At 42.3% G+C, this 23042-nt stretch carries 23 protein-coding genes; 11 read left to right on the top strand and 12 right to left on the bottom strand.

The features are described from left to right. Positions 1–221: 221 nt before the first annotated feature. Entirely contained in the window at positions 222–1229 is a 1008-nt protein-coding gene (fbp, locus tag PSE69_RS08875; protein WP_004915725.1) for a class 1 fructose-bisphosphatase, read from the top strand. A 212-nt stretch (positions 1230–1441) separates the two neighbouring features. Beyond that, on the top strand, positions 1442–1972 hold the full coding sequence (ppa, locus tag PSE69_RS08880) for an inorganic diphosphatase (RefSeq protein ID WP_004915724.1): 531 nt from the start codon (positions 1442–1444) through the stop codon (positions 1970–1972). Between the two features lie 94 nt (positions 1973–2066). Here ppa and PSE69_RS08885 read toward each other — a convergent pair whose 3' ends face one another. The 3 genes from PSE69_RS08885 to tamA are packed head-to-tail and all read right to left on the bottom strand — an operon-like array spanning position 2067 to position 7927. Then, entirely contained in the window at positions 2067–2414 is a 348-nt protein-coding gene (locus PSE69_RS08885; protein WP_004915721.1) for a gamma-glutamylcyclotransferase family protein, read from the bottom strand. Between the two features lie 3 nt (positions 2415–2417). Next, a complete protein-coding gene (gene tamB, locus PSE69_RS08890; protein ID WP_121874805.1) occupies positions 2418–6188 on the bottom strand; it encodes an autotransporter assembly complex protein TamB in 3771 nt (1256 codons plus the stop codon). Beyond that, positions 6185–7927, bottom strand: a complete 1743-nt coding sequence (gene tamA / locus PSE69_RS08895; RefSeq protein WP_036944083.1) for an autotransporter assembly complex protein TamA — start codon at positions 7925–7927, stop codon at positions 6185–6187. The genes tamB and tamA overlap by 4 nt, the downstream gene beginning before the upstream one ends. Before the next feature lie 132 nt (positions 7928–8059). Between tamA and msrA the strand changes: the two genes are divergently transcribed. Together msrA and PSE69_RS08905 are read left to right on the top strand one after the other, a co-directional pair. After that, positions 8060–8701: a peptide-methionine (S)-S-oxide reductase MsrA gene (msrA, locus tag PSE69_RS08900; protein ID WP_036942667.1), complete on the top strand. Its 642-nt coding sequence runs from the start codon at positions 8060–8062 to the stop codon at positions 8699–8701. Positions 8702–8849: 148 nt separating this feature from the next. Further along, positions 8850–10217, top strand: coding sequence for a hemolysin family protein (locus tag PSE69_RS08905; RefSeq protein WP_121874806.1), 1368 nt, complete (start codon positions 8850–8852; stop codon positions 10215–10217). A gap of 95 nt (positions 10218–10312) precedes the next feature. Here PSE69_RS08905 and PSE69_RS08910 read toward each other — a convergent pair whose 3' ends face one another. Beyond that, positions 10313–10519, bottom strand: coding sequence for a DUF1107 domain-containing protein (locus tag PSE69_RS08910; RefSeq protein WP_014657315.1), 207 nt, complete (start codon positions 10517–10519; stop codon positions 10313–10315). A gap of 307 nt (positions 10520–10826) precedes the next feature. Here PSE69_RS08910 and PSE69_RS08915 point away from each other — a divergent pair, with 307 nt between their 5' ends. Further along, entirely contained in the window at positions 10827–11387 is a 561-nt protein-coding gene (locus PSE69_RS08915; protein WP_004915703.1) for a YtfJ family protein, read from the top strand. 159 nt (positions 11388–11546) lie between these two features. Here PSE69_RS08915 and qseC read toward each other — a convergent pair whose 3' ends face one another. Then, positions 11547–12893: a quorum sensing histidine kinase QseC gene (gene qseC, locus PSE69_RS08920; RefSeq protein WP_053110811.1), complete on the bottom strand. Its 1347-nt coding sequence runs from the start codon at positions 12891–12893 to the stop codon at positions 11547–11549. Then, entirely contained in the window at positions 12890–13552 is a 663-nt protein-coding gene (gene qseB / locus PSE69_RS08925; RefSeq protein WP_004915700.1) for a quorum sensing response regulator transcription factor QseB, read from the bottom strand. Before qseB ends, qseC begins: the two co-directional genes overlap by 4 nt. A gap of 177 nt (positions 13553–13729) precedes the next feature. Here qseB and PSE69_RS08930 point away from each other — a divergent pair, with 177 nt between their 5' ends. From PSE69_RS08930 to mqo, 4 genes are all read left to right on the top strand, one after another. Beyond that, complete coding sequence (locus PSE69_RS08930; RefSeq protein ID WP_036942658.1) at positions 13730–14134, top strand: YgiW/YdeI family stress tolerance OB fold protein; 405 nt, start codon at positions 13730–13732, stop codon at positions 14132–14134. Positions 14135–14279: 145 nt separating this feature from the next. After that, positions 14280–14873 carry an NUDIX domain-containing protein gene (locus PSE69_RS08935; RefSeq protein WP_014657312.1) on the top strand — a complete coding sequence of 198 codons (594 nt, stop codon included), beginning with the start codon at positions 14280–14282 and terminating at the stop codon, positions 14871–14873. Positions 14874–15295: 422 nt separating this feature from the next. Continuing rightward, on the top strand, positions 15296–15685 hold the full coding sequence (locus PSE69_RS08940) for a cupin domain-containing protein (RefSeq protein WP_014657311.1): 390 nt from the start codon (positions 15296–15298) through the stop codon (positions 15683–15685). A gap of 11 nt (positions 15686–15696) precedes the next feature. Then, positions 15697–17190 (top strand): malate dehydrogenase (quinone), encoded by a 1494-nt coding sequence (gene mqo / locus PSE69_RS08945; RefSeq protein ID WP_004915691.1) that lies wholly within the window; start codon positions 15697–15699, stop codon positions 17188–17190. A gap of 53 nt (positions 17191–17243) precedes the next feature. Here mqo and cysQ read toward each other — a convergent pair whose 3' ends face one another. Further along, positions 17244–17984 (bottom strand): 3'(2'),5'-bisphosphate nucleotidase CysQ, encoded by a 741-nt coding sequence (gene cysQ / locus PSE69_RS08950; RefSeq protein WP_004915686.1) that lies wholly within the window; start codon positions 17982–17984, stop codon positions 17244–17246. 586 nt (positions 17985–18570) lie between these two features. On the opposite strand from cysQ, the gene PSE69_RS08955 reads away from it, so the two are divergent. Beyond that, positions 18571–19539 carry a hypothetical protein gene (locus PSE69_RS08955; protein WP_036942656.1) on the top strand — a complete coding sequence of 323 codons (969 nt, stop codon included), beginning with the start codon at positions 18571–18573 and terminating at the stop codon, positions 19537–19539. 95 nt (positions 19540–19634) lie between these two features. Here PSE69_RS08955 and fklB read toward each other — a convergent pair whose 3' ends face one another. Beyond that, entirely contained in the window at positions 19635–20255 is a 621-nt protein-coding gene (gene fklB / locus PSE69_RS08960) for an FKBP-type peptidyl-prolyl cis-trans isomerase (protein ID WP_004915679.1), read from the bottom strand. A gap of 230 nt (positions 20256–20485) precedes the next feature. On the opposite strand from fklB, the gene PSE69_RS08965 reads away from it, so the two are divergent. After that, positions 20486–21127 (top strand): LysM-like peptidoglycan-binding domain-containing protein, encoded by a 642-nt coding sequence (locus PSE69_RS08965; RefSeq protein WP_121874728.1) that lies wholly within the window; start codon positions 20486–20488, stop codon positions 21125–21127. Positions 21128–21530: 403 nt separating this feature from the next. Here the strand turns inward: PSE69_RS08965 and rplI are convergent, their stop codons facing one another. Genes rplI through rpsF form a run of 4 tightly spaced genes read right to left on the bottom strand, consistent with a single transcriptional unit; the run spans position 21531 to position 22972 of the window. After that, positions 21531–21980, bottom strand: coding sequence for a 50S ribosomal protein L9 (gene rplI / locus PSE69_RS08970; protein ID WP_004915671.1), 450 nt, complete (start codon positions 21978–21980; stop codon positions 21531–21533). Between the two features lie 38 nt (positions 21981–22018). Continuing rightward, entirely contained in the window at positions 22019–22246 is a 228-nt protein-coding gene (rpsR, locus tag PSE69_RS08975; protein ID WP_000135199.1) for a 30S ribosomal protein S18, read from the bottom strand. A 4-nt stretch (positions 22247–22250) separates the two neighbouring features. Then, positions 22251–22568 (bottom strand): primosomal replication protein N, encoded by a 318-nt coding sequence (gene priB / locus PSE69_RS08980; protein WP_071599631.1) that lies wholly within the window; start codon positions 22566–22568, stop codon positions 22251–22253. A gap of 8 nt (positions 22569–22576) precedes the next feature. Beyond that, positions 22577–22972, bottom strand: a complete 396-nt coding sequence (rpsF, locus tag PSE69_RS08985) for a 30S ribosomal protein S6 (RefSeq protein WP_004915670.1) — start codon at positions 22970–22972, stop codon at positions 22577–22579. Positions 22973–23042 lie beyond the last annotated feature (70 nt).

Below are 23042 nucleotides of genomic sequence, written 5' to 3' on the forward strand. Positions count from 1 at the left end.
ATACAGGGAAAAATAGGCAGAGTATTCCCAAAATGATCCAAACGCGGCAACAAGAGCCAGTTACTGTTATCCCAAGAGTACATGCTCAAGTATGTGACTTAGGTAACAAAATACGGCCCACATCGCGGCGGTACAACGTATCAAGGGTATAGATTAACTCCACGCGCAAGGGTACAATTCCCCCCTGCAAACCTCTGTCAATTATATTCAGGACCTTCGTCATGAAAACATTAGGCGAATTCATCGTCGATAAGCAACAAGATTTTCCTCATGCAACAGGAGAACTGACCGCATTACTGTCAGCAATCAAACTGGGCGCTAAAATTATCCATCGTGATATTAACAAAGCTGGACTTGTAGACATTCTTGGCACAAGCGGTGTGTCGAATGTCCAAGGTGAAGTCCAGATGAAGCTTGACCTGTATGCAAACGAAAAATTAAAAGCCGCTTTGAAAGCTCGCGGGGAAGTAGCTGGTATTGCCTCCGAAGAAGAAGATGAAATCGTCATTTTCGAAGGCGATCGTGCAGAAAACGCGAAATATGTCGTATTAATGGATCCACTGGATGGTTCTTCGAATATCGATGTAAACGTTTCCGTCGGAACAATCTTCTCTATCTACCATCGTATTACCCCAATTGGCCAACCGGTGACTGAAGCTGACTTCTTGCAACCAGGTCATCGTCAAGTCGCGGCAGGTTACGTCGTTTACGGTTCATCCACCATGTTGGTGTATACCACAGGATGTGGCGTACATGCCTTTACCTATGATCCATCACTTGGTGTCTTCTGCCTCTCTCACGAAAAAGTGATGTTCCCAACAGAAGGAAAAATGTATTCAATCAACGAAGGTAACTACATCAAGTTCCCTATGGGCGTGAAAAAATACATTAAATACTGCCAAGAACAAGATGAAGCGACAGGTCGCCCTTATACGACTCGCTACATTGGCTCGCTGGTTGCGGATTTCCACCGTAACTTGCTTAAAGGCGGCATCTATATCTACCCAAGCACGGCAAGCCATCCAAATGGTAAGCTCCGCTTACTGTACGAATGCAACCCAATTGCGTTCCTTGCAGAACAAGCAGGCGGTAAAGCGAGTAACGGACGTGACCGTATTTTAGATATCAACCCAACTGAACTTCACCAACGCGTTCCTTTCTTTGTTGGTACAGCTTCTATGGTTGAAAAAGCAGAATCCTTTATGCGTGAGTTCCCTGACGCTGAATAATGTTATTCATCGCGCTAAGGCGGGCTAATCCCGCCTTTTTTGTGGCCTTTTCTCAGCTTTTTTTTATGAATGCCCTACCAACTAGTGAGTTTTACCCCTCTTTACGGCTATAATACCTTTCACGTTATGTACCCAAAATCGTTTTAAGTTGCTTAGATAGGGCTTAACTTATTGATGGGCATATTAGTTTTTAACATAAAGGATACTTTTTCATGGGCCTGAACAATGTACCGGCAGGTAAAGATCTGCCAGAAGATATCTACGTTATCATCGAAATCCCTGCTAATGCAGATCCTATCAAATATGAAGTTGATAAAGACTCTGGCGCTCTATTTGTAGACCGTTTTATGTCTACAGCGATGTTCTATCCATGTAACTATGGTTACATCAACAACACACTATCTTTAGATGGTGACCCTGTTGATGTACTGGTACCAACACCTTACCCATTACAACCAGGCTCAGTTATTCGTTGCCGTCCAGTCGGCGTATTAAAAATGACTGATGAATCAGGTGAAGATGCCAAATTAGTTGCAGTACCACACACTAAACTGAGCAAAGAATACGATCACATTAAAGATGTGAACGACCTGCCAGAGCTGCTACGCGCACAAATCACACACTTCTTTGAACACTACAAAGATTTAGAAAAAGGTAAGTGGGTGAAAGTAGACGGTTGGGATAACGTTGAAGCGGCTAAAGCCGAAATTATCTCTTCTTTCGAACGCGCTGCTAAAAAATAATTTCCCCTAACTCGGGAAGGGAAGGCTCTGGTGGTAACACGAGAGCCTTTTTTATAGAAAAAGCGCCGATAACCCATTGGCTACCGGCGCTTTATTACTCTTCTTCGTGACGTTTTAACCAGTCACCTGATTTGATACGACGCAAGCCTTCAACGGAATGCCGATAAAGATAAATCCAAGCATTGCCATATGGCGTAGGGATTAATTCACGAACATAGTCCTGTGAATTTTTCTTTAACTCATCTAACTCAGTCAAAATAGAGGGATTGATGCGATACACTTCGCACTCAATCACACCTTCACCTTTGATAACCGCTGGATAATACCCCAAGTCATAAAGCTCATAGCCTTCTAAGCTATGTTCGCCTAACAACTGAGCGTAAGTCATCCAGTGATGATTTCCTTGCTTGCGCCTTAAACTGCCATAAACAATTACACGCATATATTAAAACTCAAATTGATAAAGAAGATCCAGCGCCTGATTCACACCAGACACCGCTTCCAAATATAATTTAGGCATTAATCGATAACGCAATGTTAGCGTTGCCAGTGAGTCAAATATACCAACACCGTACTTAATTTGAAGGTCATTGGTAATTTTACCGCTCACCACGACTTGTGATTTATCACCAACCCCTTGCGTATCGAGGGCTAAATCAGATACTCCAAATGTTTCACCAATCTTACCTACGAGTTGCCCACTTTGAGCCACCCCGAGTCCAATTAGCATTGATGTCATTTGTGAACCATTAGCATCTCCGCTTTCTAATCCTTCTCCGCGTAGCAAATAGGATAAAGCTTCTTGTTGCGTTTTGGCTGGCTCAGAGAATATCTCGACTTTCGGTTTGTCTGCAAGCCCTGTCACCTTAACACCAGCAATCACATTATCAGCCGTGTTTTCAGGATTACGAATCGCTTCTAAGTTCAAGAAAGGCTGTTCCGGAGGACCTGAGAACTGGATTTGCCCCTTACGCACGATCAAATCTTGCCCATAAGCACGGAAACGCCCTGATGGAATATCGATTTGCCCATTCAAGCTCAGGCCTTGTTTATTTTGCAGTACCTTCAACATGCCTGTTAAGCGAGCTTTCAGACCAAACGCATCCAACATCACATCGTTGCCGATCTTAATATCCAGATTGGTTTGAATTGGAATTGGTGTGCTTGTCTTCTCAATAGGTTTCAGGTCACTGTCTAACATCACTACATCGGAAGAAGCCCCTACCGCTGATTCAGGAATTTCTTGAACCGTAATTCTTGCCCACGGAATATTCACACTTCCGTTTAACGTCAGTAAGGTCGGTGAAGCTTCAAACACAATATCAGGCTGCACATCCACTTTGATCATTGGCGGCATGGATACACGTAAATTGTTACCCACGGCCATGACTTTAGCGTGCCATGCCTCTGCCTTACGCCAATCCGCATCACCATTAATATTCAGATAACCTTCTGGCGTATTAATTTGCCCCGTCATGACTGAGCTGGCACCATTAAAGGCAATACCTAATTGACCACTTTTGATATCAAATGGGATCAATGACGATTTAATCTCTAAGCCTGAAAGGGATAAATTACCATTTAGCAATGGGTTATTCGCCGTTCCGCCAAGACGTAAATTGGCATTTAGGTTACCATTGGCAACTTCTTTCTCGCCTAATAACGGCTTAATTAACGCTAAGGTAATCGCATTGATTTCGACATTACCTGAAAGCTGCCGTCTCTTTTCCAAATCAGCAATATGAACATTGCCTTTTAACTGCCCATTGTTGGCAATTTTAAACAACCAATTCAGGTCTGCTTTGCCATTTTTCAATGCGGCATTCAAGGTCAGAGTCTCAAACTCTAACGGTAATAGTGTACCTTGAACCAATTGAACAGCTTTAACACCATCACCTTTAAGATCGACTTTAGCTTGTGGCAAGCTGCCATCATCCTTCCATACCACATTGGCTTTACCGCTAAATACGCCTTTGACACGTGTCTCATCTGTCAGGAACGGTTTTAACATCGCAAGGTCAAAGCGTTCTAACACAACATCGGCGCTACCGCTTTTCCCTGCTTTAATCGGTTTGGGAACACAAAGGCGTGCATTGGTATTCACCCAACAGTGAGTACCAATAGTCACTTCTTGCGTTTGGTTTGCATAGTCCAGCGCCATGACCTTACTTAATTGCCATTCACCCACTGGCGTTTCAAATAAGGTATTGCTGAGATTACCTTTCCATGTTTCAGTTTGGCGATCGAAACCACCTGCTAACGTTAAGCGCCCCGAAACTGGCTCACCTTTCACATCCAATTTTACGGTATGTTTTTTCTCGCTCCCATTCGCATCTAATGTTAGCTGGCTGATCACCAAGTCAGCCTGTTTGAGTTGACGAACAACGACGGATAAATCCCCTTTGATTTGCTCACCCGATGTGACTTTTCCTTTAATAACCGCATTATCAATGGATAGGTCTTTTTGCCATCTCACCCCACGAGCGGTAAGATCCGCTTGTACCTCTGGTGCGTCGAGATCACCGCGTAGTTTTACATCACCGATGATCACACCACCTAGCCCCGGCAATATGCCATCAAGGCCCGGTGCATTGATTTTAGTATCTAGGTTCCATTTGTCCGCAAGGCTTCCTTTAACATCAAGGTGGTTTTTACCCAATGACAGTTTCAGATCAGGTATATTCCATTGCCCTGCCGCATTACCTGAAGCCTGACCGCGTGCTTTTAGCGGATTATTCTTGACGTTACCGTCTAAGCTAATCTCAGGGACTTGTAACTGCCAGCTACCGCCATAAAGACTACCGCGAGTAGCAATCTTACCATCGACTTTTGCTGGCCATTCAGGCCACTGTTTTGCGGTATTGATACCTGATAACGTCAGTACTGCATTCCAACTGATCGCTTTGCTCCAGTCAGCCACCCCCGTAATATCCGCATTACCTTGCAACGCCGCTAAACGTAGGCGCGTAAGGTTAATTTGCTCTTCATTACCTTTCGCATCCAACATTAGCGTTGAAGGTGGAATATCTTGTCCGGTAATCGCAGAGCGAAGGGATAAATCATAAGCCGAAGGACGCCCATTTAAGCGTAAACGAGTGCCATCAAGCTGATATTGAGCCTCTCCCACCAGCGGCCAGCTCAATTTTTGGCTCTCTAGCGTTAATTGAATAGGTAAGTCTGCCTGACCAAGATCGGTCTGAGCATTCAACGTCGCATTCACTGGCCCACTGAGATTCAGTGCCAGTTTTAACTCTTCGAGCAATCCACCTTTAAGGGATAAATCAATCTTTTGTCCATTAAGATCTTCAAGGCGGCTTTCCCCTGTTATCGACAAAGAAACCGGCCACTTATCCTGTAATGTTGCGGTGCCTGATAAGGCGACATTACCTTGCGGTGAATCAATCGTAAATTTCTTAAGTAAAACGTTTTGCCCATCGTTTGAAAGCGTTAAATTCAAACTATTAATAACCGCTTCGGTTGCTCCCGTCAGTTGCAAGTTTGAACCATTAATACCTTCAACATTTAGATCAACAGGCAAAATCACTTCCGGCAATTCCGCTAATAACGGTTTGGCGAATAATGTTTTTAGCGTTTCACCAATAGATTTTTCTTCGCCAGTCGCGACTTCTTTGACGGGCTCTTCTGGTGGTGCCTCTTTGTTTTCAGGTAAATTAATCGCCAAATCAATAATATCGGTTGGCGTTACCGTTAACGCTTTTTTCTGCCAGGAAATACCCGTTTTAAACTTCCCTAAATCAATCGCCATTCCATCCACATTGACTTGCGTTGAAGTCAGTTGTAGTTGATTTAGGTTGATGGTCAGTGGCGCATTCAACTCTGTTAATGGCTCAGAAGGTGGTGTCTCTTCTGAAGGTGGCATTTTGGATGTATCAACATTAACGACCACATTTTCGGTCGAAAGATCATCAATACATAATTCCCGATTAGTCAAACAGCCTAAACGTAACGCCAGATGTAATTTTCCAGCATTCACATCAACACCTGGCATTTGGTATTTTACGTCGGTCAAGGTGAGATTATTGATATCCCCTTCAATCGAACGGATTTCTAACCCCGATACAAAACGGGTGGCGCTGTTCAAGGCAAAATGCAGGCCCGATTGTGTGCCAAGTACCCAGCCTAGCGCGGCAAAAACCAAGATCAAGACTAATAAAATGGTGAGACCTGTCCATTTTAACCACTTCATCCATTTCATAGTTCTGTCCCCAAGCCGATGTAAAATTGAATTTTATTGTTATCCGAATCTCCAATTGGGGTGGCCAAATCGAATTTAATTGGCCCTACAGGAGAAACCCAACGGACGCCTACACCGGCCCCTGTTTTAAAATCGCTTTTCTTAATATCGTTAACTGCTTCACCGGTATCAACGAACGCGGCGCCCCACCAATTACCCGTGAAGTTGTAATCATACTCGATAGAGCCGACAACCAGTTTAGATGCCCCGGTTAGCTTGCCTTTACTATCCTCTGGAGAGATTTTTTGGTAACCGTAACCACGTACACTGCCATCACCCCCTGCGAAGAAACGCAAGTCTGGCGGTACTTTGTCAAAGTTATTAGTTTCAATCCAACCTAAGTTGCCTCTAAACACAAAACGGTGCCCTTCCCAAGGAGAACGGATCCAGACCTGTTTTGTTTGTAACACGAGAAAATCAATATCTGATCCCCAAATTTCATTTGAGTAATCAACAGAATAACGTTGGCTATCACCCCAACTTGGCATCACCCCTCCGCGTTGACGAATGCGACTCGCATTTGCCCCTGGATAGAGCAGCATCGTGGTATTTGTGACATCTGCCTGAGTAAAGTGACTGAGCATCCAACGCATATTGACGCCATACTGCCAACCGCTGGAGTAATCCCAGTTACGAGACAGATTTAACGTTGTGGTATCAGACTCCGTATCGTTTAAATCAGTACGTTTATACCCCCCTTGAACGGCATAATATTGTTCAAGTGGATTGGCTTTAAGGGGGATCTTATAGCTTGCATCAATAATTTGTTCTGGCTGTGATAGGCTAATATTGGATGTAATACTTTGCCCACGAGAGTTGACCCATGGCTTATTCCATGTTGCTTTGACACGCGGCCCCACGTCTGTCGCATAACCGCCCCCCAATTCAACAAAGTTTTTTGCCCGAGGCACCATCACCCCTTCCATCGGCAATATGTCAGTATCATCTTCTCGCGCTTTAGCGATGTTTGGAGTGACAATAGCCGAAGTAAACCAGCCAGTTTCGACTAATCGGCGGTTAAATTCAGCTAATTGCTCTGACGTGTAATATTCCCCCTCTTTAAAGGGAGCAAGGTTATTTAGGTAATCCGTGCGAATTTGAGAACCTTCATAGGAAATAGCACCAAATCGATAACGCTCACCACTATTAAAATTAAAATCCCAATAAGACGCGTGGTGGTCTAGCGATATCCCTAACTGACTTTTTTCCATTATCGCATCGAAATAACCTTTACGGATCGCTAGGCTACTAAACTTCCCTTTAAAGCTTTCATATTCACCATCATTTTGGATCGTACCAATTTTGGGTGTATTACTTTTAATCATTTTGGCATAGTCAGGGTCGTTTTTGGCTCCCCCTTCTAATTCAATATTTACACCCTGTACTCGAATGGGTTCACCCAAAGTCACTTTCGCTGTCAGCACAGAACGCGCTGGTGGCTTATTTTCTTGATAGCTGAATTCAATTTTTGGTTGGTAGTAGCCTAACGGCTTTAAACCATCCTCAATCGCTTTTGTTACCCGAGCACGGAAGCGACCATTAGGCACAACTTCATCTTGAGAAATCGTAGATAATTGAACTCGGACGTTCTGATTCGGTTGCCCCTCAAGCCCTTCAATATTAAGGCGAAGATTTGCAGCATATGCCGTAGAAACCGCCGCCGTTAAGCTGAGAAAACAAATGATAGGGTATTTTGACACGCCCGCTCCTAAGTTCATTGATAGTTTGACTAAAGACTCCATATCAATTTATTTTGAGTAAAATAAATTTTAGATACAAGTTTTTATCCTAATTTTTACCTAACGTGCACAACATTACTCATAGGAATAGTTATGTCATCTAATCAGTCACAACCCATAAATATTTCCCAAGCGCTACCCGGTAGGCAAAGTGCTATTCCCCATTCACCATACCATGCGGTTAACCATCATTCGATTGACAATATTCCGAAGAACGCTGAAATTGCCTATTTTGCGATGGGCTGTTTTTGGGGAGTTGAGCGTTTATTTTGGCAGCAACCGGGCGTTTACTCAACATCCGCTGGCTATAGTGGCGGGATTACGCCAAATCCAACTTACGAAGAAGTGTGTACGGGTCTCACCGGCCATACTGAAATCGTGAGAGTCGTCTTTGACCCACAAACTATTAGTTATGCAGACTTACTGACCCTGTTTTGGGAAAATCACGATCCAGCACAAGGTATGCGCCAAGGGGGTGACATTGGCACCCAATACCGTTCGGCTATCTACACCGTCTCTGATTCGCAATTACAGCAAGCCACAAAGACGCGGGACGCTTATCAACAAGCGATGGCAGCACAGGGTGATCCACGCCAAATCACCACAGAAATCATGCCATTTGAAGTGTTTTATTTTGCGGAAGATTACCATCAACAGTATCTTCACAAAAACCCAGCAGGCTATTGTGGTTTAGGTGGAATCGGTATTTGTTTACCACCACAGAACATAAACTAGGCAGAAAATTTAACCTAATGCTATAATAACGCCACTAACCGAATTTTTGCGCACTCCGCGTTATTTTTACCTATGTAGTAGAACGAGTTACCTTCAGGTGATCTCAAATCAAGATCCGTTATACCTGAAGGTAATGTCTGGATAATTTATGCTTAACAGTTTACTAATCGTACTTTTATTATGTGCTATCAGCGCATTTTTTTCGCTGTCAGAAATATCATTGGCAGCATCTCGCCGCATTAAATTGAAACTCATGGCTGATGAGGGCAATGTTAATGCCGCTCGTGTTCTAAAATTACAAGAAATGCCGGGTATGTTTTTTACCGTAGTGCAAATTGGCCTTAACGCCGTCGCCATCTTAGCAGGTATTGTCGGCGAATCTGCTTTTGCGCCATCACTACAAGAGGTATTTATTCATTTCTTATCACCAACTTGGGCACAGCAAACCGCATCCATTCTTTCATTTACGATTGTCACCAGCCTATTTATTTTAGTGGCGGATCTAACGCCTAAGCGTATTGGAATGGTGAAACCTGAAGCCATCGCAGTGCGAATTGTCAATCCAATGCGTTTTTGTTTGACCGTATTAAGCCCTCTAGTTTGGTTTTTTAATGGTCTTGCAAACCTGATCTTCAAAATTTTCAAGTTACCAACGGCACGTAATGAAGATATTACCTCCGATGATATTTTTGCTGTGGTCGAAGCGGGGGCGGTTGCAGGTGTGCTGCGTAAGCAAGAGCACGAACTGATCGAAAACGTATTTGAACTTGAATCACGTACCGTTCCCTCTGCAATGACGCCACGTGAAAGTATTATCTTCTTTGATAAAGAAGAGTCAGAGGAGAGTATTAAACATAAAATTTCAACCGAGCCGCATTCTAAGTTTTTAGTTTGCAGTGGTGATATTGACCATGTCATTGGCTTTGTTGATTCAAAAGTCTTGCTAAATCGTGTTTTGAATGGTCAAAGCCTTAACTTACAAGATGGCGTTCATATTCAAAATACGCTGATGATCCCCGATACCCTCTCGCTTTCCGATACACTCGAAGCTTTTAAAACAAATGGGGTCGATTTTGCCGTCATTCTCAACGAGTACGCTCTTGTGATGGGGCTTATTACGATCAACGACGTTATGACAACATTAATGGGTGATCTGATTGGGCCAGGCCAAGAAGAGCAGATTATCACGCGGGATGAAAACTCATGGCTGGTTGAAGGCGGTACTCCGATTGAAGATGTACAGCGTATTTTAGATATCGATGAATTCCCTGATGTGAGTAATTACGAGACCATTGCAGGCTTTATGATGTACCGTTTAAGGAAAATGCCGAAACGTACTGATTATGTGAAATATGCAGGCTATAAATTTGAAGTTGTCGATATCGATAACTATAAGATTGATCAGTTGCTTGTCACCCGAATTACAACGCCACCCGCACCTGTCGTGGTTCAAGCGGGTAAAAACAACACAGAAACGGCTAACGCAGAACAACCAACACAAAAAGTCAAAGAGTAATACTTTACAGCGAAGCCGTTTCATTTGATGCGCCACCTTGTGTGGCGCTGCTTTTAATTAAATAGCGAACAACTATTTAATTAAATCAACAGCATTTACCCCAACTCAGATTGTAGAACCAGAACTTGTTTATTCACCTCACTCATTACATTGTAGTGGCGCTTATCACCCACTTTAGGTGGTAAGATTTTGCCGTAATTGAATTCAAATGCACCAAAGCCTTTGATGTAAATACGACCACGGAATAGCGTTTTAACGTAGAGTGCAATTTTGGATGGGTTATAACGGTTAAATATTTTCATTAGAACTTTTCCTTTCCTTTTGTCATACGATACTCGTTCACTCATACCGCTCGTTAATAATAGACCAGTAATATTTACTTTGGTTCTATTATTGCAGTTTTATTCAATTCATTTACAGAAAATGACACTACGAACATTCTGTCAATAACCTCAAAAACTTTGTAGTTATGCTAAATTTTGCAAAAATGTTAATTTCAGTTTCACAACTCATCGGATGAGCTATGCTATAACTGTAAGCGCAAAACATGACTGCCATGTTTCAGTCATTGCATGACACTCTCAAACCGAGTAATAATGAGGTAATATAATGATTAAAAAGAATTTTTTACTTGCTTGCCTACTCACCTTATCATCCACAGCTTTCGCAAGCCAAATCCAACTAAATCAACCTGTACCGGCAGTTTCTGTTACAGACAAAGGAGAGATGCTATTAAGTCAAGAGGGGAAATTTTCCTATCAAGAGTGGAAAAGCCAACAATTACCAGGAAAAGTCCGTACAGTTCAACACATTGCGGGGCGCTCTTCCGCTAAAGAGCTGAATGCACCATTGATTGAAGCGATCAAAAAAGCGAATTTTCCCCATGATGCTTATCAAACAACCTCAATTATCAATGCGGATGATGCCATTTTTGGCACAGGTGTTTTCGTCAGTAACAGTGTTGAAGACAGCAAAAAAGAGTTTCCTTATTCGCAATTTATCGTTGATAGCGATGGTGTCGTTAAAAAAGCATGGCATCTCGCACCAGAAAGTTCAGCGATTATCATCTTGAATAAACAAGGAAAAGTGCTTTATTTCAAAGACGGTGCGCTCACTGCCCCTGAAGTGGATAAAGTGATCACATTAATTAAATCTGAACTTGCTCAATAGCGCTCATCACCTCTCGTGCACGGAAACATCGCTGTCGTGCACATATTAAAAGAGAGGTGTGAGTTTATCTATCACTAGTGAGTTATTCTAAAAAGACTTATTAGCCACTAAATTTATATGGTGAATAATTATTTGGAATTTATTAATAACCAAGCATTATTACCAAGCGATTTTGACGCAAAAACCGCCATTTTCGCCATTTGCAAAAGTCAATCTGAAATGGTGTAGCTCAGCAATCTGTTTCGCAATAGATAACCCTAAACCACTACCTGTTTTCTCTTGCCCCGGTGGACGATAAAAGCGTTCACCTAACCGTTTAAGAACATCCTGAGTTACCCCTTGCCCATCATCATGGATCGTGAGGTGATCCTTATTCAGTACAATATCTACTTTTCCACCAGCCTTACCATAGCGAATGGCATTATGTAGCAAATTCCTTAAAAGGATAGCTAATAACAGACGCTGCCCAGTCAATAATGGTGGCTCATTAACCACTACAACATCCATTGTCGTCTGTGCAGCTTTCGCCTCTAATGAGATATCTTGCAGTGCAGACTCAATTAAGGCTAACCATGAAAGTTGCTCCACATCATCAAGCTGTGACAATGACTCTAAACGAGAAAGCGTTAATAGCTGATCGACAAGACGTGTGGCTCTATCGATCCCTTCGGATAAGTTAGCAACCGCATGTTCTCGAATGGTAGGATCATGCCCTGCTATCTGCACAACTTCGGCCTGCACTTTCAGTGCTGCCAACGGACTACGTAGCTCATGGGCCGCATCCGAGGTAAATTGGCGTTCACGAGCAAACATCGCTTGAATACGCGTAAATAAGCTATTGAGTGCATCTAACATTGGCTTGACTTCTGAGGGGAGCCGCTCAACATGCACTGAACTCAGCTCATCGGGCCGCCGTTGATAGAGTTGGGTTGTGACTTGATGTAATGGCCTCAATGCACGCGTTAATAACCATAAAAACAGGATTAGCATGATAGGCAGCGCAATTAGCCAAGGTAAAAACTGCGCAACCATAATCTCCATCGCCATATCTTGCCGATATTCCCACTCTTGCCCCACGACAATAATATATTGCCCTTCCGATGATCTTAGCCAAACAAAGCGCCATTCATCATCACTTCCTTTAATTTTGCCTTCGGTAAACCCTTCTCGGCTAAAGTTAAACGGGATTTTGCGCCCATTATCACCGTCATTCAGTACCATCTCCCCTTGAGGTGTGAAAATGGCGAATGCCAGCGCATCATCATCTTGATTACCACGGTTTTTACGTAAGATTTTCTTCGTTTTTGCTAATGAAACATCATTAAAATCGAGATCAGAAGGTAATACAGACAAACGTTTAGCAAATACCATTTGCTGAGTATCAAACAGTTCATTGATCGTTTTATATGTTTGATGCCACGCAAGTAAACTCGCCACTCCCCACGTCATTAGTGCGAGTAGCAACAGCATGAGTGTCAATTTTAAGCGTAAGCTAAAGGTTTTCATGCTTCCTCACCTAAACGGTAGCCGACACCATGAACTGTTCGAATAAAACGCGTACCTAACTTACGCCGTAAATGGTGAATATGCACCTCGACGGCATTGCTGGATACCTCTTCATCCCAGTTATACAATTTTTCCTCAATGAAGGCACGAGACAGCACCTTGTTTGGATTATGTAAAAACAAGGATAATAGAGATAACTCCTTACTTTTTAATTCGATACGTTCACCGTGACAGGTGACAGTCATTGCAACAGGATCCATTTCAATATGACCATGCTTTAATATTGGCGACAATTGCCCGCTACGCCGACGGATTAATGCCTGCAAACGCGCGGCAACTTCTGCAAGCGCAAAGGGCTTACAAAGGTAGTCATCGGCACCTTGTTGTAGCCCTTGAACTCGCTGATCCAAGGCATCTCTTGCGGTTAAGATTAAAACAGGCTCATCACGCCCTTCTTTGCGCCAAAACTTCAAAATCTCCATACCATCTACACTCGGCAGAGAAAGGTCGAGTATCACGGCATCATAAGGCGCATCGAATAAGGCGACTTGCCCTTGCTTACCATCGGCAAACCAATCAATGGTAAAGCCAAGTTGGCTTAATCCTACTTTTAAACCATCGCCAATTAACCGGTCATCTTCGATCAGCAAAATACGCATGATTTTCTCCTTTATTAGAATATTGTTATATTTATCCGATTAATTTGGATATGACCAGTTGTTATGAACTAAATTTAAAATATATTTTTTTTCTGTGGGTTCTTAAGATCCTGTTAAGAATTTCTTGTTTTAATAGCTCCCGTAAACAAATTTTGGTAACAAATGGAGAGGACCACTATGAAAAAATTACCCTTAATCGCGTTAATTGCTGCATTAGCTTCTGCACCTGTACTCGCTGCAAATGGTGGCTTTGATGGACCAGGCGCGGCTCAGACGACCACCAATCAAACAAACCAAGCTGGTGGCTTTTCTGGCCCAAATAGCGGCGAAACTACGGTCGCTAAAGCTCTCGATTTATCCGATGATAGCTGGGTGATCTTGCGTGGTAATATTGTTAAGCAGTTAGATCAAAAACATTATGAGTTTACCGATGGGACAGGCACCATCAATCTCGAAATTAGCCCAAAACGCTGGAATGGCATTAATGTCACGCCAAAAGATAAAGTAGAGATCCGCGGTAAAATCGACAAAGACTGGAATACACGCGAAGTGGAAGTCAAACAGATCCAAATTATAAAATAATCTTTTGGTAAAAATTAAGGTAGCCGCTACGGCTGCCTTATTTATATTGATAGAGATTGATGTGATAAAACTGGCATAAACTCTTATTTAAGGATGGTGACCACAGTGCTAAATTAACCGTTACCCCTATTACGAAGGTAACATCATGTCTGCTAAAACGCCCCAAATCCGTCATATTCGTGAAACTTTACTCTCTGATAATTGGTATACCTTAAAAAAATACACTTACGAAATTCAACGCCGCGATGGTCGTTGGCAGCAGCAAACCCGTGAGTCATATGACAGAGGAGACGGGGCTGTTATCCTACTTTACAACCAAGCGAAAAATACCATTATACTGATCCGCCAATTCCGCCTTCCTTTGTATATCAACGGCTATCCTCATTTTCTTATCGAAGCTGCGGCTGGGTTGCTTGATAATGCATCGCCCGAAGAACGCATTATTGCCGAAACAGAAGAAGAAACAGGTTTTCGTATCGAAAAAATAGAAAAAGTCTATGAAGCCTATATGAGCCCAGGCTCCGTCACTGAAAAACTCTATTTTTATATTGCCGAATATCACGATGGCGACCGCATCAATTCGGGAGGTGGGCTTACCGAGGAAGGTGAAGATATTGAAGTATTAGAGTGGGAATTCCCAAAAGCATTAGCCGCGATAAAAAGTGGTGAGATTGTTGATGGAAAAACGATTATGCTTATACAACACATTGCCCTAAATAATATTTTAAAGAGTCATTAAAAGTACTATTTATATTATTCTATTTTCCTTCTTGATAAGAACCAAGAAGGAAAATTAAATAGGGTTTATTTCTTCTTATATTTTTACATTAATACGTTTTATTTCCTCTATACTAGAAATATTGACATTTCTTATCCCAGCTCAAAAAATAAATAAAAATACCAAATTACAATCAATAGGTTACGATAATTTTTTATTCACAAATATACTATCAGGAACTATTAATCTAATAACTACAGTGTTTATTTTAAATAAAACACGATACAATCAAATAATGTGATATTTTATATTTACAACAATAACGAGTAGGTTAATTATTAATTTTCAGTTTAGTCTTTTTTAGAAAGTCCTTTATTGAAAGTCTCACTCTTTTACCAATTAAGTTGTTTGTTCAGCCATATAAAATGTAAGAGGTTAATAATATGATACGTTGTGTTCGTATGTGGACCGGTGAAGATGGCAATTCTCTTTTTGAAGAAGGTACGATTGAATTAAGTGGTGAAGCTAGAGGCGATAAAGAAACGCCTGCTATTGCCGTCAGTGAACTTTCATTTCGTGAAACAACCTCTGGTGGGTCTTGGGATTGGCATAAAGATCCTGTACCACGTTATGTCATCACACTTTCAGGCACTTTAGAATTCGAAACCAAAGACGGCTCAACTTTTATTATCAAGCCTGGTGATATTTTACTCGCACAAGACAACACAGGTACTGGCCATAAATGGCGTTTAATTGGTGATGAACCATGGCGCCGTGCTTATGTTGTTTATCAAGAAGGCACTGAACTGTGTTTTAAACCCTCTAAGTCTTAGGAGTTTTTTGAATGAGTAAGCCTATTTCAGAACAAGTTGATATTGCGCTCATTGGCGCAGGTATCATGAGCACCACACTCGCAACTTTTTTAAAAGAGCTTGAGCCATCGCTGAATATTGCGATATTTGAAAGACTCAATGACTGTGCTCAAGAAAGTTCCCACCCATGGAATAATGCGGGAACAGGTCACGCAGCAAACTGTGAAATGAACTACACGCCGCCGAACCCAGATGGTACAGTGGATATCAGCAAAGCGCTTGAAGTTAACACTGAATTTGACCTATCACGTCAACTTTGGTCCTATCTTGTCACCAAAGGTAAAATCAAAGATCCCCGTGACTTCATTCACCCTTGCCCACATATGAGCTTTGTTTGGGGTGATGATAACGTAAAATTCCTCCAGCAACGCTATCGCCAAATGTCTGCTCATCACTGCTACCAAAACATGGAATACAGTGATGATCCTAAGCAGATCAATGAGTGGGCACCGTTGATTATGGAAGGCCGTGATCCAAAAGAAGCCATTGCAGTCACACGCGTGGTAACGGGGGCTGACGTAGATTATGGTGCATTGACCCATTTATTGATGGAGCAATTAACACAGCAATCGGGTTTCACTGTTCATTACAAGCATGAAGTGGTTGATGTTAAGAAAACCGCAGAGGGTCGATGGAATATTGAGGTTAAAAACCTACTCACTCACGAAAAAACCATCACATCAGCGAAATTTGTGTTTGTGGGCGCGGGTGGACGTGCAATAGAGCTACTACAAAAATCAGGCATCCCAGAAGGTAAAGGCTTCGGTGGCTTCCCTGTAAGTGGTATCTGGCTACGTTGCGACAACGAAGAGATTGCTAATCGCCATCATGCAAAAGTTTATGGTAAAGCAAGCAAAGGCTCCCCTCCGATGTCAGTGCCTCACTTAGATACACGTATCATTGGCGGCAAACGTTCACTTCTATTCGGACCTTACGCGGGTTTTTCCAGTAAGTTCCTTAAACATGGCTCTTATTTAGACTTGTTTGAATCTGTGCGCTTAAATAACATCGAACCGATGCTGGCAGTTGCTAAAGATAACTGGTCGCTGGCGGAATACTTAGTTGGACAAGTATTACAAACATCAGCACATCAGTTTGCGATGCTACAAGAGTTCTACCCTGAAGCACAACATGAAGACTGGAAAGAAGTTGTCGCGGGTCAACGTGTACAAATCATTAAGCCAGATCATGATAAGAAAGGGGTCTTGGAATTCGGCACGGAGCTAATTACCAGTGCAGATAAGTCCTTCACCGTATTAATGGGAGCATCACCGGGCGCTTCTACTGCGGCCTTTATCGCGCTAAACGTTTTGAAAACTTGTTTTGCCGAGCAGCTTAGTGCAGATGGCTGGGAAGCACGCTTAAAAGAGATCATTCCAACTTATGGTATTGACTTAAAAGTCGATGCAAAAGCTTGCTCTGATATCCGTGCGGCAACGGCAAAAGTGCTCAAACTGGATAATTAATTCAGCGCTGTCGGGTAAATAAAGTTATTTACCCGACATTATTTCACCATAGTTTAAAATAACGTTACGCGAAAACCTGGGTTTAAAAAGGATTCACGTGGTGTGTAATCTAATGTTTTGCCATTCCAATCAAGCACCTTAGCCCCAGCTGCCATTGCGATTGCATGCCCTGCTGCTGTATCCCAAATGTTAGTTGGCCCAAAGCGAGGATAGAGCTGCGCTTTCCCTTCCGCTACCAAGCAAAATTTTAATGATGAGCCAATTTCTACCGTGTCATGGTTCCCCAATTGTGCAAGGTAATCACGTAATTCAGCGTCTTGATGAGAGCGGCTAATCGCTATGATTGGAGGTGTTATATCTTTAACATGGATTGACTGTTTATGCCCACCCTCTTCTTTCCACGCTTGATTACCCTCCGCATAATAGAGCAAGCCTTTGGCGGGCGCATAAATAACCCCCATAACGGGCATCCCCTTTTCAATCAAGGCAATGTTAACGGTAAAATCCCCATTACGATGAATAAATTCTTTTGTACCATCAAGTGGATCAACCAACCAATACCGTTGCCAACCTTTGCGTTCATTCCATGAAGGGGGGTCTTCTTCAGATAACTGAGGAATATCCGGTGCAATGCGAGTCAAACCCGCTGTAATAATTTGATGAGCGGCAATATCCGCAGCCGTCACCGGAGATTTATCGCTTTTTTGCTCAACTTGTAGCGGTTCTTGAGCATGATAGATCTCCATAATGGCAGAGCCTGCATCGATAGCCAGTTCACAAATTTGTTTTAGCATGATTCACCTCTTTTCCATCACTCTTTACCTTAAGATTAACAGCCATAGATAGTAAGTGCACGCTAATTGAAGCCACAGAAACCTTTCACACTTACCTTATCAATCTACATTATTTTCTTTCTAAGTAGTTTCAATTAATGAAAAGAATAGTGTTCTTGGGGAAATGTTGCGTTATATCAGAATAGTGCTTTATATTTTGCTTTAAGTTTGATTTATTACTCGACATTTGCAATAGTGATATTGCTTAATCCATTGTTTTGTATGCGTAAGAAACAAATAAGCGAGAGCCGTGAGCTTCTTTTAAATAAAAGCAATTATAGATTGTGAATATATATCCGAAGTTAGTTTAGGTTTTTAGCTCTCACGCTACTAAGAAAAATTCCTATATTTATGCCCGATGGCAACATTAAGATAGCAAACGTTATGATCCATTCTCGAGTAGCAACAACGCATTATGATTTAATGCCATACAGAACAATAAGTAAAAATGACAGTAAGCTTGATAGCATTTTTGAACGGGAATGTAATCTTCTATTTATATATCACCGCTATCAATTATGTGATTCTCTAAAATTTAGGAATAAAAATGAGTCAATCAAATGCAGCCAAACTCTCTTTTTTTAGATTACCCGCCATATTTGTGAGTGTTTGGATCCTCACTGAATATTTGTGGTTTTATAGCGTGACAATCCAACCATTATTATACGCGCCACCGCATTATTTAAATTCGATTATATATGGCCTAAGGGTAGAGTGGTTCATTAAGATTTTTATCTTCCTACTTTCCACTTGCCTTATCTTTTACTACACCAAATTGAACCAAGCTAACCTTAAAAATATCCTTATTGTTGCGGGTATTGCCATTGTCTACTTTTTTATTCTCAAATTTACGCAACACTTAAGTGGCATAGTCATGAACAAGACATTTGGAGGGATAGGATTATATCATCGCCCCAGCTTAGTGTATGCCTACAGGTTTTCCATTATAGTTAGCATTATCAACGTCTTGATACTTATTTTGCTATTTATACCAAGAATATTTTTTTGTAAAAAAGCGCGTCATGATTTCGTATTAACAAAAAAAAATCATGGGTTAATTTACAATGCACTCTATACCATAACCATGTTATGTTTTACGCTTGTTATTACCTTTATCACAGTATATAGCATTGCATTATTCAAGGAGAATCAACTGATATTAAAAGGCTTCTTGCTTCTGAGTTACCAAGCGTCTGACATGTTATTTCCTGCAACAGCAGCTGCTATCGTTATCTTCCTTTTAAGTATATATAGATCAATTCCTTTCCAAGGAAGTCAACTCAAGGTAAAACGTTTAATGCTTCTTTCGTTCATTAATACCATTATACTACTGGCGATAATGAGCCTGTTAGCATTCTTACTCTATTTATCAATAAAGGCCAATCAACAAATCGCCACTTTAGATAAGTTCTTCGTCATCGTTGGTATTGTGATTTTTATTATCATTGCACGTCTTATAAATAAACGGGTGTTTAGAACGAAAAAAGATTCACCCACAATTACGCCTACCGCTTAAAACATAAAAAGGGCTTTGCGGCCTCGCCTTCATAATAAAAAGGCTGACCTGCAAAGCCCTGATAGTAGCTTAGTCAGTTATACTGATCGCCAAGATTACAGAATTTCGAGTAACTCAACTTCAAAGACTAGCGTGCTGAATGGCGGAATAGATGCGCCTGCACCACGTTCGCCATAAGCAAGCTCGGAAGGGATATAAAGTTCCCATTTAGAACCGACAGGCATCAGTGTTAATGCTTCAATCCAACCTTGAATAACGCCGCTAACAGGAAACTCTGCGGGTTGACCGCGCTGCACTGAGCTGTCAAATACAGTACCATCAATCAAGCGACCGGTATAATGTACGCGAACACGGTCTGTACGTGTAGGAATTGCGCCTTCGCCTTGGTTAATGACAGAAAATTGCAAACCAGACTCAGTGGTTGAGACACCTTCACGTTTTTGGTTTTCTTCAAGGAATGCACGACCTTCTGCGGCCATCGCTTCTTGGCGAGCTACACGAACAGCATCTGCACGCTCATGGATTTCACGTAACGCTTTATGTAGCGCTTCGACGGGAACTGAAGGCATATTACCTTCTAATGCGTCAGTAAGACCCGCTAAGATAGCTGCCGGCTCTAGGCCTTCTAAGCCAGACTCTAATAGTTGTTGACCAACTTGCAGGCCAATACCGTAGCTTGCTTGAGCTTCTACTGAATCAAAATTTTGGTTTGCCATGAAAATACCTGTATGGTTTTTGATAAAAAACCAAGGATAACAGCCCCTCTCTTATGGGTAAACCTAAACAATGCCTATCAAGAATAAAAGCCTTTCGGACGGCTTGATCCCGCTCAGTGTTCTCTGAAAAATAACTTAGGGTAATCAAATTACTACAAATCAGTGCTAGTATTCTTGTTATCACAAGTTATTTTGCCTGTTGTTAGGGTTTCCTCAATCAAGGAGGAGTCATGTTTAAACTTTCAATATTTCATCGTATTGGTATTGCTGTTTTAACGATCATTATCATCGCGGCGTTTTTTATACCTGCCGATGACAAAAACAGCGATCAGCAAATAGCACAAAATCAGCCACAACCTATTGTAGTTCCACCACCCACAGCACCGGAAATTGTGACCCAAGCCCCTTCGGAGGAGCCAACCATCAGTAGTGGAACAGACGACACACAAACGCGTTTACCTAATGAGCCTGAAATTATTCAAGAGCCTCCCGTTGAAACCGTTCCACCTACCACTGTCGAGCAACCTAAGCAACCGGTCACACCATCAGAGCCAAAACAGACCACACCAACAGAGCAAGAGAAGCGTCCAGCTACGCGTCCTTCCACTAATAATTGGCAAAATTATCAAGTCCAAAAAGGAAAAACACTGGCTCAGTTATTTCGTGATAATCATCTGCAAGCCAACGATGCATTTATCATGGCACGCGTTGAAGGCCCAGAAAAACCATTGAGTAACTTGCGCCAAGGGCAGAAAATTCGTTTGAAAGCGAATGCCAAAGGTGAAGTACAGCTTTTAGAAGTGACAACTGCGGAAGGTAAAACGGTTAGTTTTGCCCGTTTAAGTGATGGTAGTTACTACCGTACACCTTAGTTATTCGTTAAAACATTAACGCTCCACTATCAGGCAATAGCTGGGGCATTAATGTTTATACAAAAAATCCCATTTCGCTTTATGCCACATACTGTCAATCAACCTTACGCGGTAAATTTGCTATTACGCAATCGCATTTAGCTCGATTGCTCCGACTCTAACTCACACTTGAGAAAATTAGGCTATTGCCATTTTCTATCAAAGTCGCAAATCAGTGGTATCACTGTACTCAATATAGGATGGAGTGGTGTGAATAAGGTTATTTCGTGGAAAGCAGCAGGATAGGTAAAACGCTCACGACTTTTAAGTAAAAATAACGGTTTTTAGGCAATAAAAAACACCGGACAAGCCGGTGTTTTTTTGTACCATCGAATAAGTCCGATAGTACTACCATCATTTTTGATTACTCAGCAACGATGATAACGTTCAGCTCAGCAAAAACATCGCTGTGTAACTGGAAGTGAACTTCGTGGTCACCAGTAGTACGCAGAACGCCGTTTGGTAGGCGAACTTCGCTTTTCGCGATTGCAACGCCTGCTGCAGTGACTGCATCAGCGATATCACGAGTACCGATAGAACCAAACAGTTTACCTTCGTCACCTGCTTTAGAAGCAATAGTCACAGAGCCCAGTGCATTAACAGCTTCTGCACGAGCTTGAGCTGCTGCCAGAACTTCAGCCAATTTAGCTTCTAGTTCAGCACGGCGAGCTTCGAAGAATTCGATGTTTTTCTTAGTTGCAGGAACAGCTTTGCCCTGTGGAACTAAGTAGTTACGAGCATAGCCCGATTTAACGTTAACCTGATCACCCAGGCTACCTAGGTTAGCTACTTTATCAAGCAGAATAACTTGCATTACCTTATCCTCTTAAAGTCGTTAATGGACTGTACCAATTACTGATGACGATCAGTATATGGCAACAGAGACAGGTAGCGAGCGCGCTTGATAGCACGAGCGAGCTGACGCTGATATTTTGCACGAGTACCGGTGATACGGCTTGGTACAATTTTACCACTTTCAGTGATATAGTTTTTCAGCGTTGCGATATCTTTATAGTCGATCTCTTGAACGCCTTCCGCTGTGAAACGGCAGAACTTGCGACGACGGAAATAACGTGCCATATGGCTAGTCTCCAGAATCTATCAAATCAATCTGCTCGGCATGAAGAACCAGTTTACTCAGTCCATTGCGCCCTTGATGGGTACTAATAAAACCTGTCACTGTAATTCGACTGCCGACCGTTATACTGTGAGTATGGGCTTGTAAGGCTTGTCCGCTAACAATGATGGGCATTCTGCACCATGCTTGCCGAGTCAATCCCGCTTCCTGTTGTTGTGAACGATGTTCTAAAACAAACTGGCAGTGAGGAATACCCGACGGACTCACTTTTCGAATTAATGCTTTACAGACCGTGCCTGTGAGCACCAAACGATTAGTGAACACCTGCGCAATTACTCTTCAGAATCCCCAGCTTCTTCAGCTTCTTCATCCTGATATTCATCAGCCAGGTCACGGCTACGACGTTCGTCTTTAGCTTTAACCATTGGAGAAGCTTCTGTCACCGCGTGTTTAACGCGCATAACCATGCTGCGGATAACGGCATCGTTGAAGCGGAAGTTAGTTTCCAGCTCATCAATCGCTTCCTGTGGAGCTTCTACGTTCATCAGAACATAGTGAGCTTTGTGCAGTTTATTGATTGGGTAAGCCAGTTGACGACGGCCCCAGTCTTCCAGACGGTGGATCTGACCTTGTGCGTTAGTGATTGTCGCACTGTAACGCTCGATCATGCCCGGAACCTGTTCGCTTTGGTCAGGATGGACCATAAAAACGATTTCGTAATGACGCATTAGTAGTTGCTCCTTACGGATTATTCAGCCTCCTGTCAGGGTTAACCGCGGCCCGCGGAGGCAAGGAACT

This window comes from Providencia sp. PROV122 (assembly GCF_028482365.1).
Taxonomy (GTDB): domain Bacteria; phylum Pseudomonadota; class Gammaproteobacteria; order Enterobacterales; family Enterobacteriaceae; genus Providencia; species Providencia stuartii.

What these genes read in the sequence shown, in the direction of transcription:
- fbp (WP_004915725.1), top strand. Translation starts at nt 222, where the DNA reads ATGAAAACATTAGGCGAATTCATCGTCGATAAGCAACAAGATTTTCCT.
- ppa (WP_004915724.1), top strand. Translation starts at nt 1,442, where the DNA reads ATGGGCCTGAACAATGTACCGGCAGGTAAAGATCTGCCAGAAGATATC.
- PSE69_RS08885 (WP_004915721.1), bottom strand. Translation starts at nt 2,414, where the DNA reads ATGCGTGTAATTGTTTATGGCAGTTTAAGGCGCAAGCAAGGAAATCAT.
- tamB (WP_121874805.1), bottom strand. Translation starts at nt 6,188, where the DNA reads ATGAAATGGATGAAGTGGTTAAAATGGACAGGTCTCACCATTTTATTA.
- msrA (WP_036942667.1), top strand. Translation starts at nt 8,060, where the DNA reads ATGTCATCTAATCAGTCACAACCCATAAATATTTCCCAAGCGCTACCC.
- PSE69_RS08905 (WP_121874806.1), top strand. Translation starts at nt 8,850, where the DNA reads ATGCTTAACAGTTTACTAATCGTACTTTTATTATGTGCTATCAGCGCA.
- PSE69_RS08910 (WP_014657315.1), bottom strand. Translation starts at nt 10,519, where the DNA reads ATGAAAATATTTAACCGTTATAACCCATCCAAAATTGCACTCTACGTT.
- PSE69_RS08915 (WP_004915703.1), top strand. Translation starts at nt 10,827, where the DNA reads ATGATTAAAAAGAATTTTTTACTTGCTTGCCTACTCACCTTATCATCC.
- qseC (WP_053110811.1), bottom strand. Translation starts at nt 12,893, where the DNA reads ATGAAAACCTTTAGCTTACGCTTAAAATTGACACTCATGCTGTTGCTA.
- qseB (WP_004915700.1), bottom strand. Translation starts at nt 13,552, where the DNA reads ATGCGTATTTTGCTGATCGAAGATGACCGGTTAATTGGCGATGGTTTA.
- PSE69_RS08930 (WP_036942658.1), top strand. Translation starts at nt 13,730, where the DNA reads ATGAAAAAATTACCCTTAATCGCGTTAATTGCTGCATTAGCTTCTGCA.
- PSE69_RS08935 (WP_014657312.1), top strand. Translation starts at nt 14,280, where the DNA reads ATGTCTGCTAAAACGCCCCAAATCCGTCATATTCGTGAAACTTTACTC.
- PSE69_RS08940 (WP_014657311.1), top strand. Translation starts at nt 15,296, where the DNA reads ATGATACGTTGTGTTCGTATGTGGACCGGTGAAGATGGCAATTCTCTT.
- mqo (WP_004915691.1), top strand. Translation starts at nt 15,697, where the DNA reads ATGAGTAAGCCTATTTCAGAACAAGTTGATATTGCGCTCATTGGCGCA.
- cysQ (WP_004915686.1), bottom strand. Translation starts at nt 17,984, where the DNA reads ATGCTAAAACAAATTTGTGAACTGGCTATCGATGCAGGCTCTGCCATT.
- PSE69_RS08955 (WP_036942656.1), top strand. Translation starts at nt 18,571, where the DNA reads ATGAGTCAATCAAATGCAGCCAAACTCTCTTTTTTTAGATTACCCGCC.
- fklB (WP_004915679.1), bottom strand. Translation starts at nt 20,255, where the DNA reads ATGGCAAACCAAAATTTTGATTCAGTAGAAGCTCAAGCAAGCTACGGT.
- PSE69_RS08965 (WP_121874728.1), top strand. Translation starts at nt 20,486, where the DNA reads ATGTTTAAACTTTCAATATTTCATCGTATTGGTATTGCTGTTTTAACG.
- rplI (WP_004915671.1), bottom strand. Translation starts at nt 21,980, where the DNA reads ATGCAAGTTATTCTGCTTGATAAAGTAGCTAACCTAGGTAGCCTGGGT.
- rpsR (WP_000135199.1), bottom strand. Translation starts at nt 22,246, where the DNA reads ATGGCACGTTATTTCCGTCGTCGCAAGTTCTGCCGTTTCACAGCGGAA.
- rpsF (WP_004915670.1), bottom strand. Translation starts at nt 22,972, where the DNA reads ATGCGTCATTACGAAATCGTTTTTATGGTCCATCCTGACCAAAGCGAA.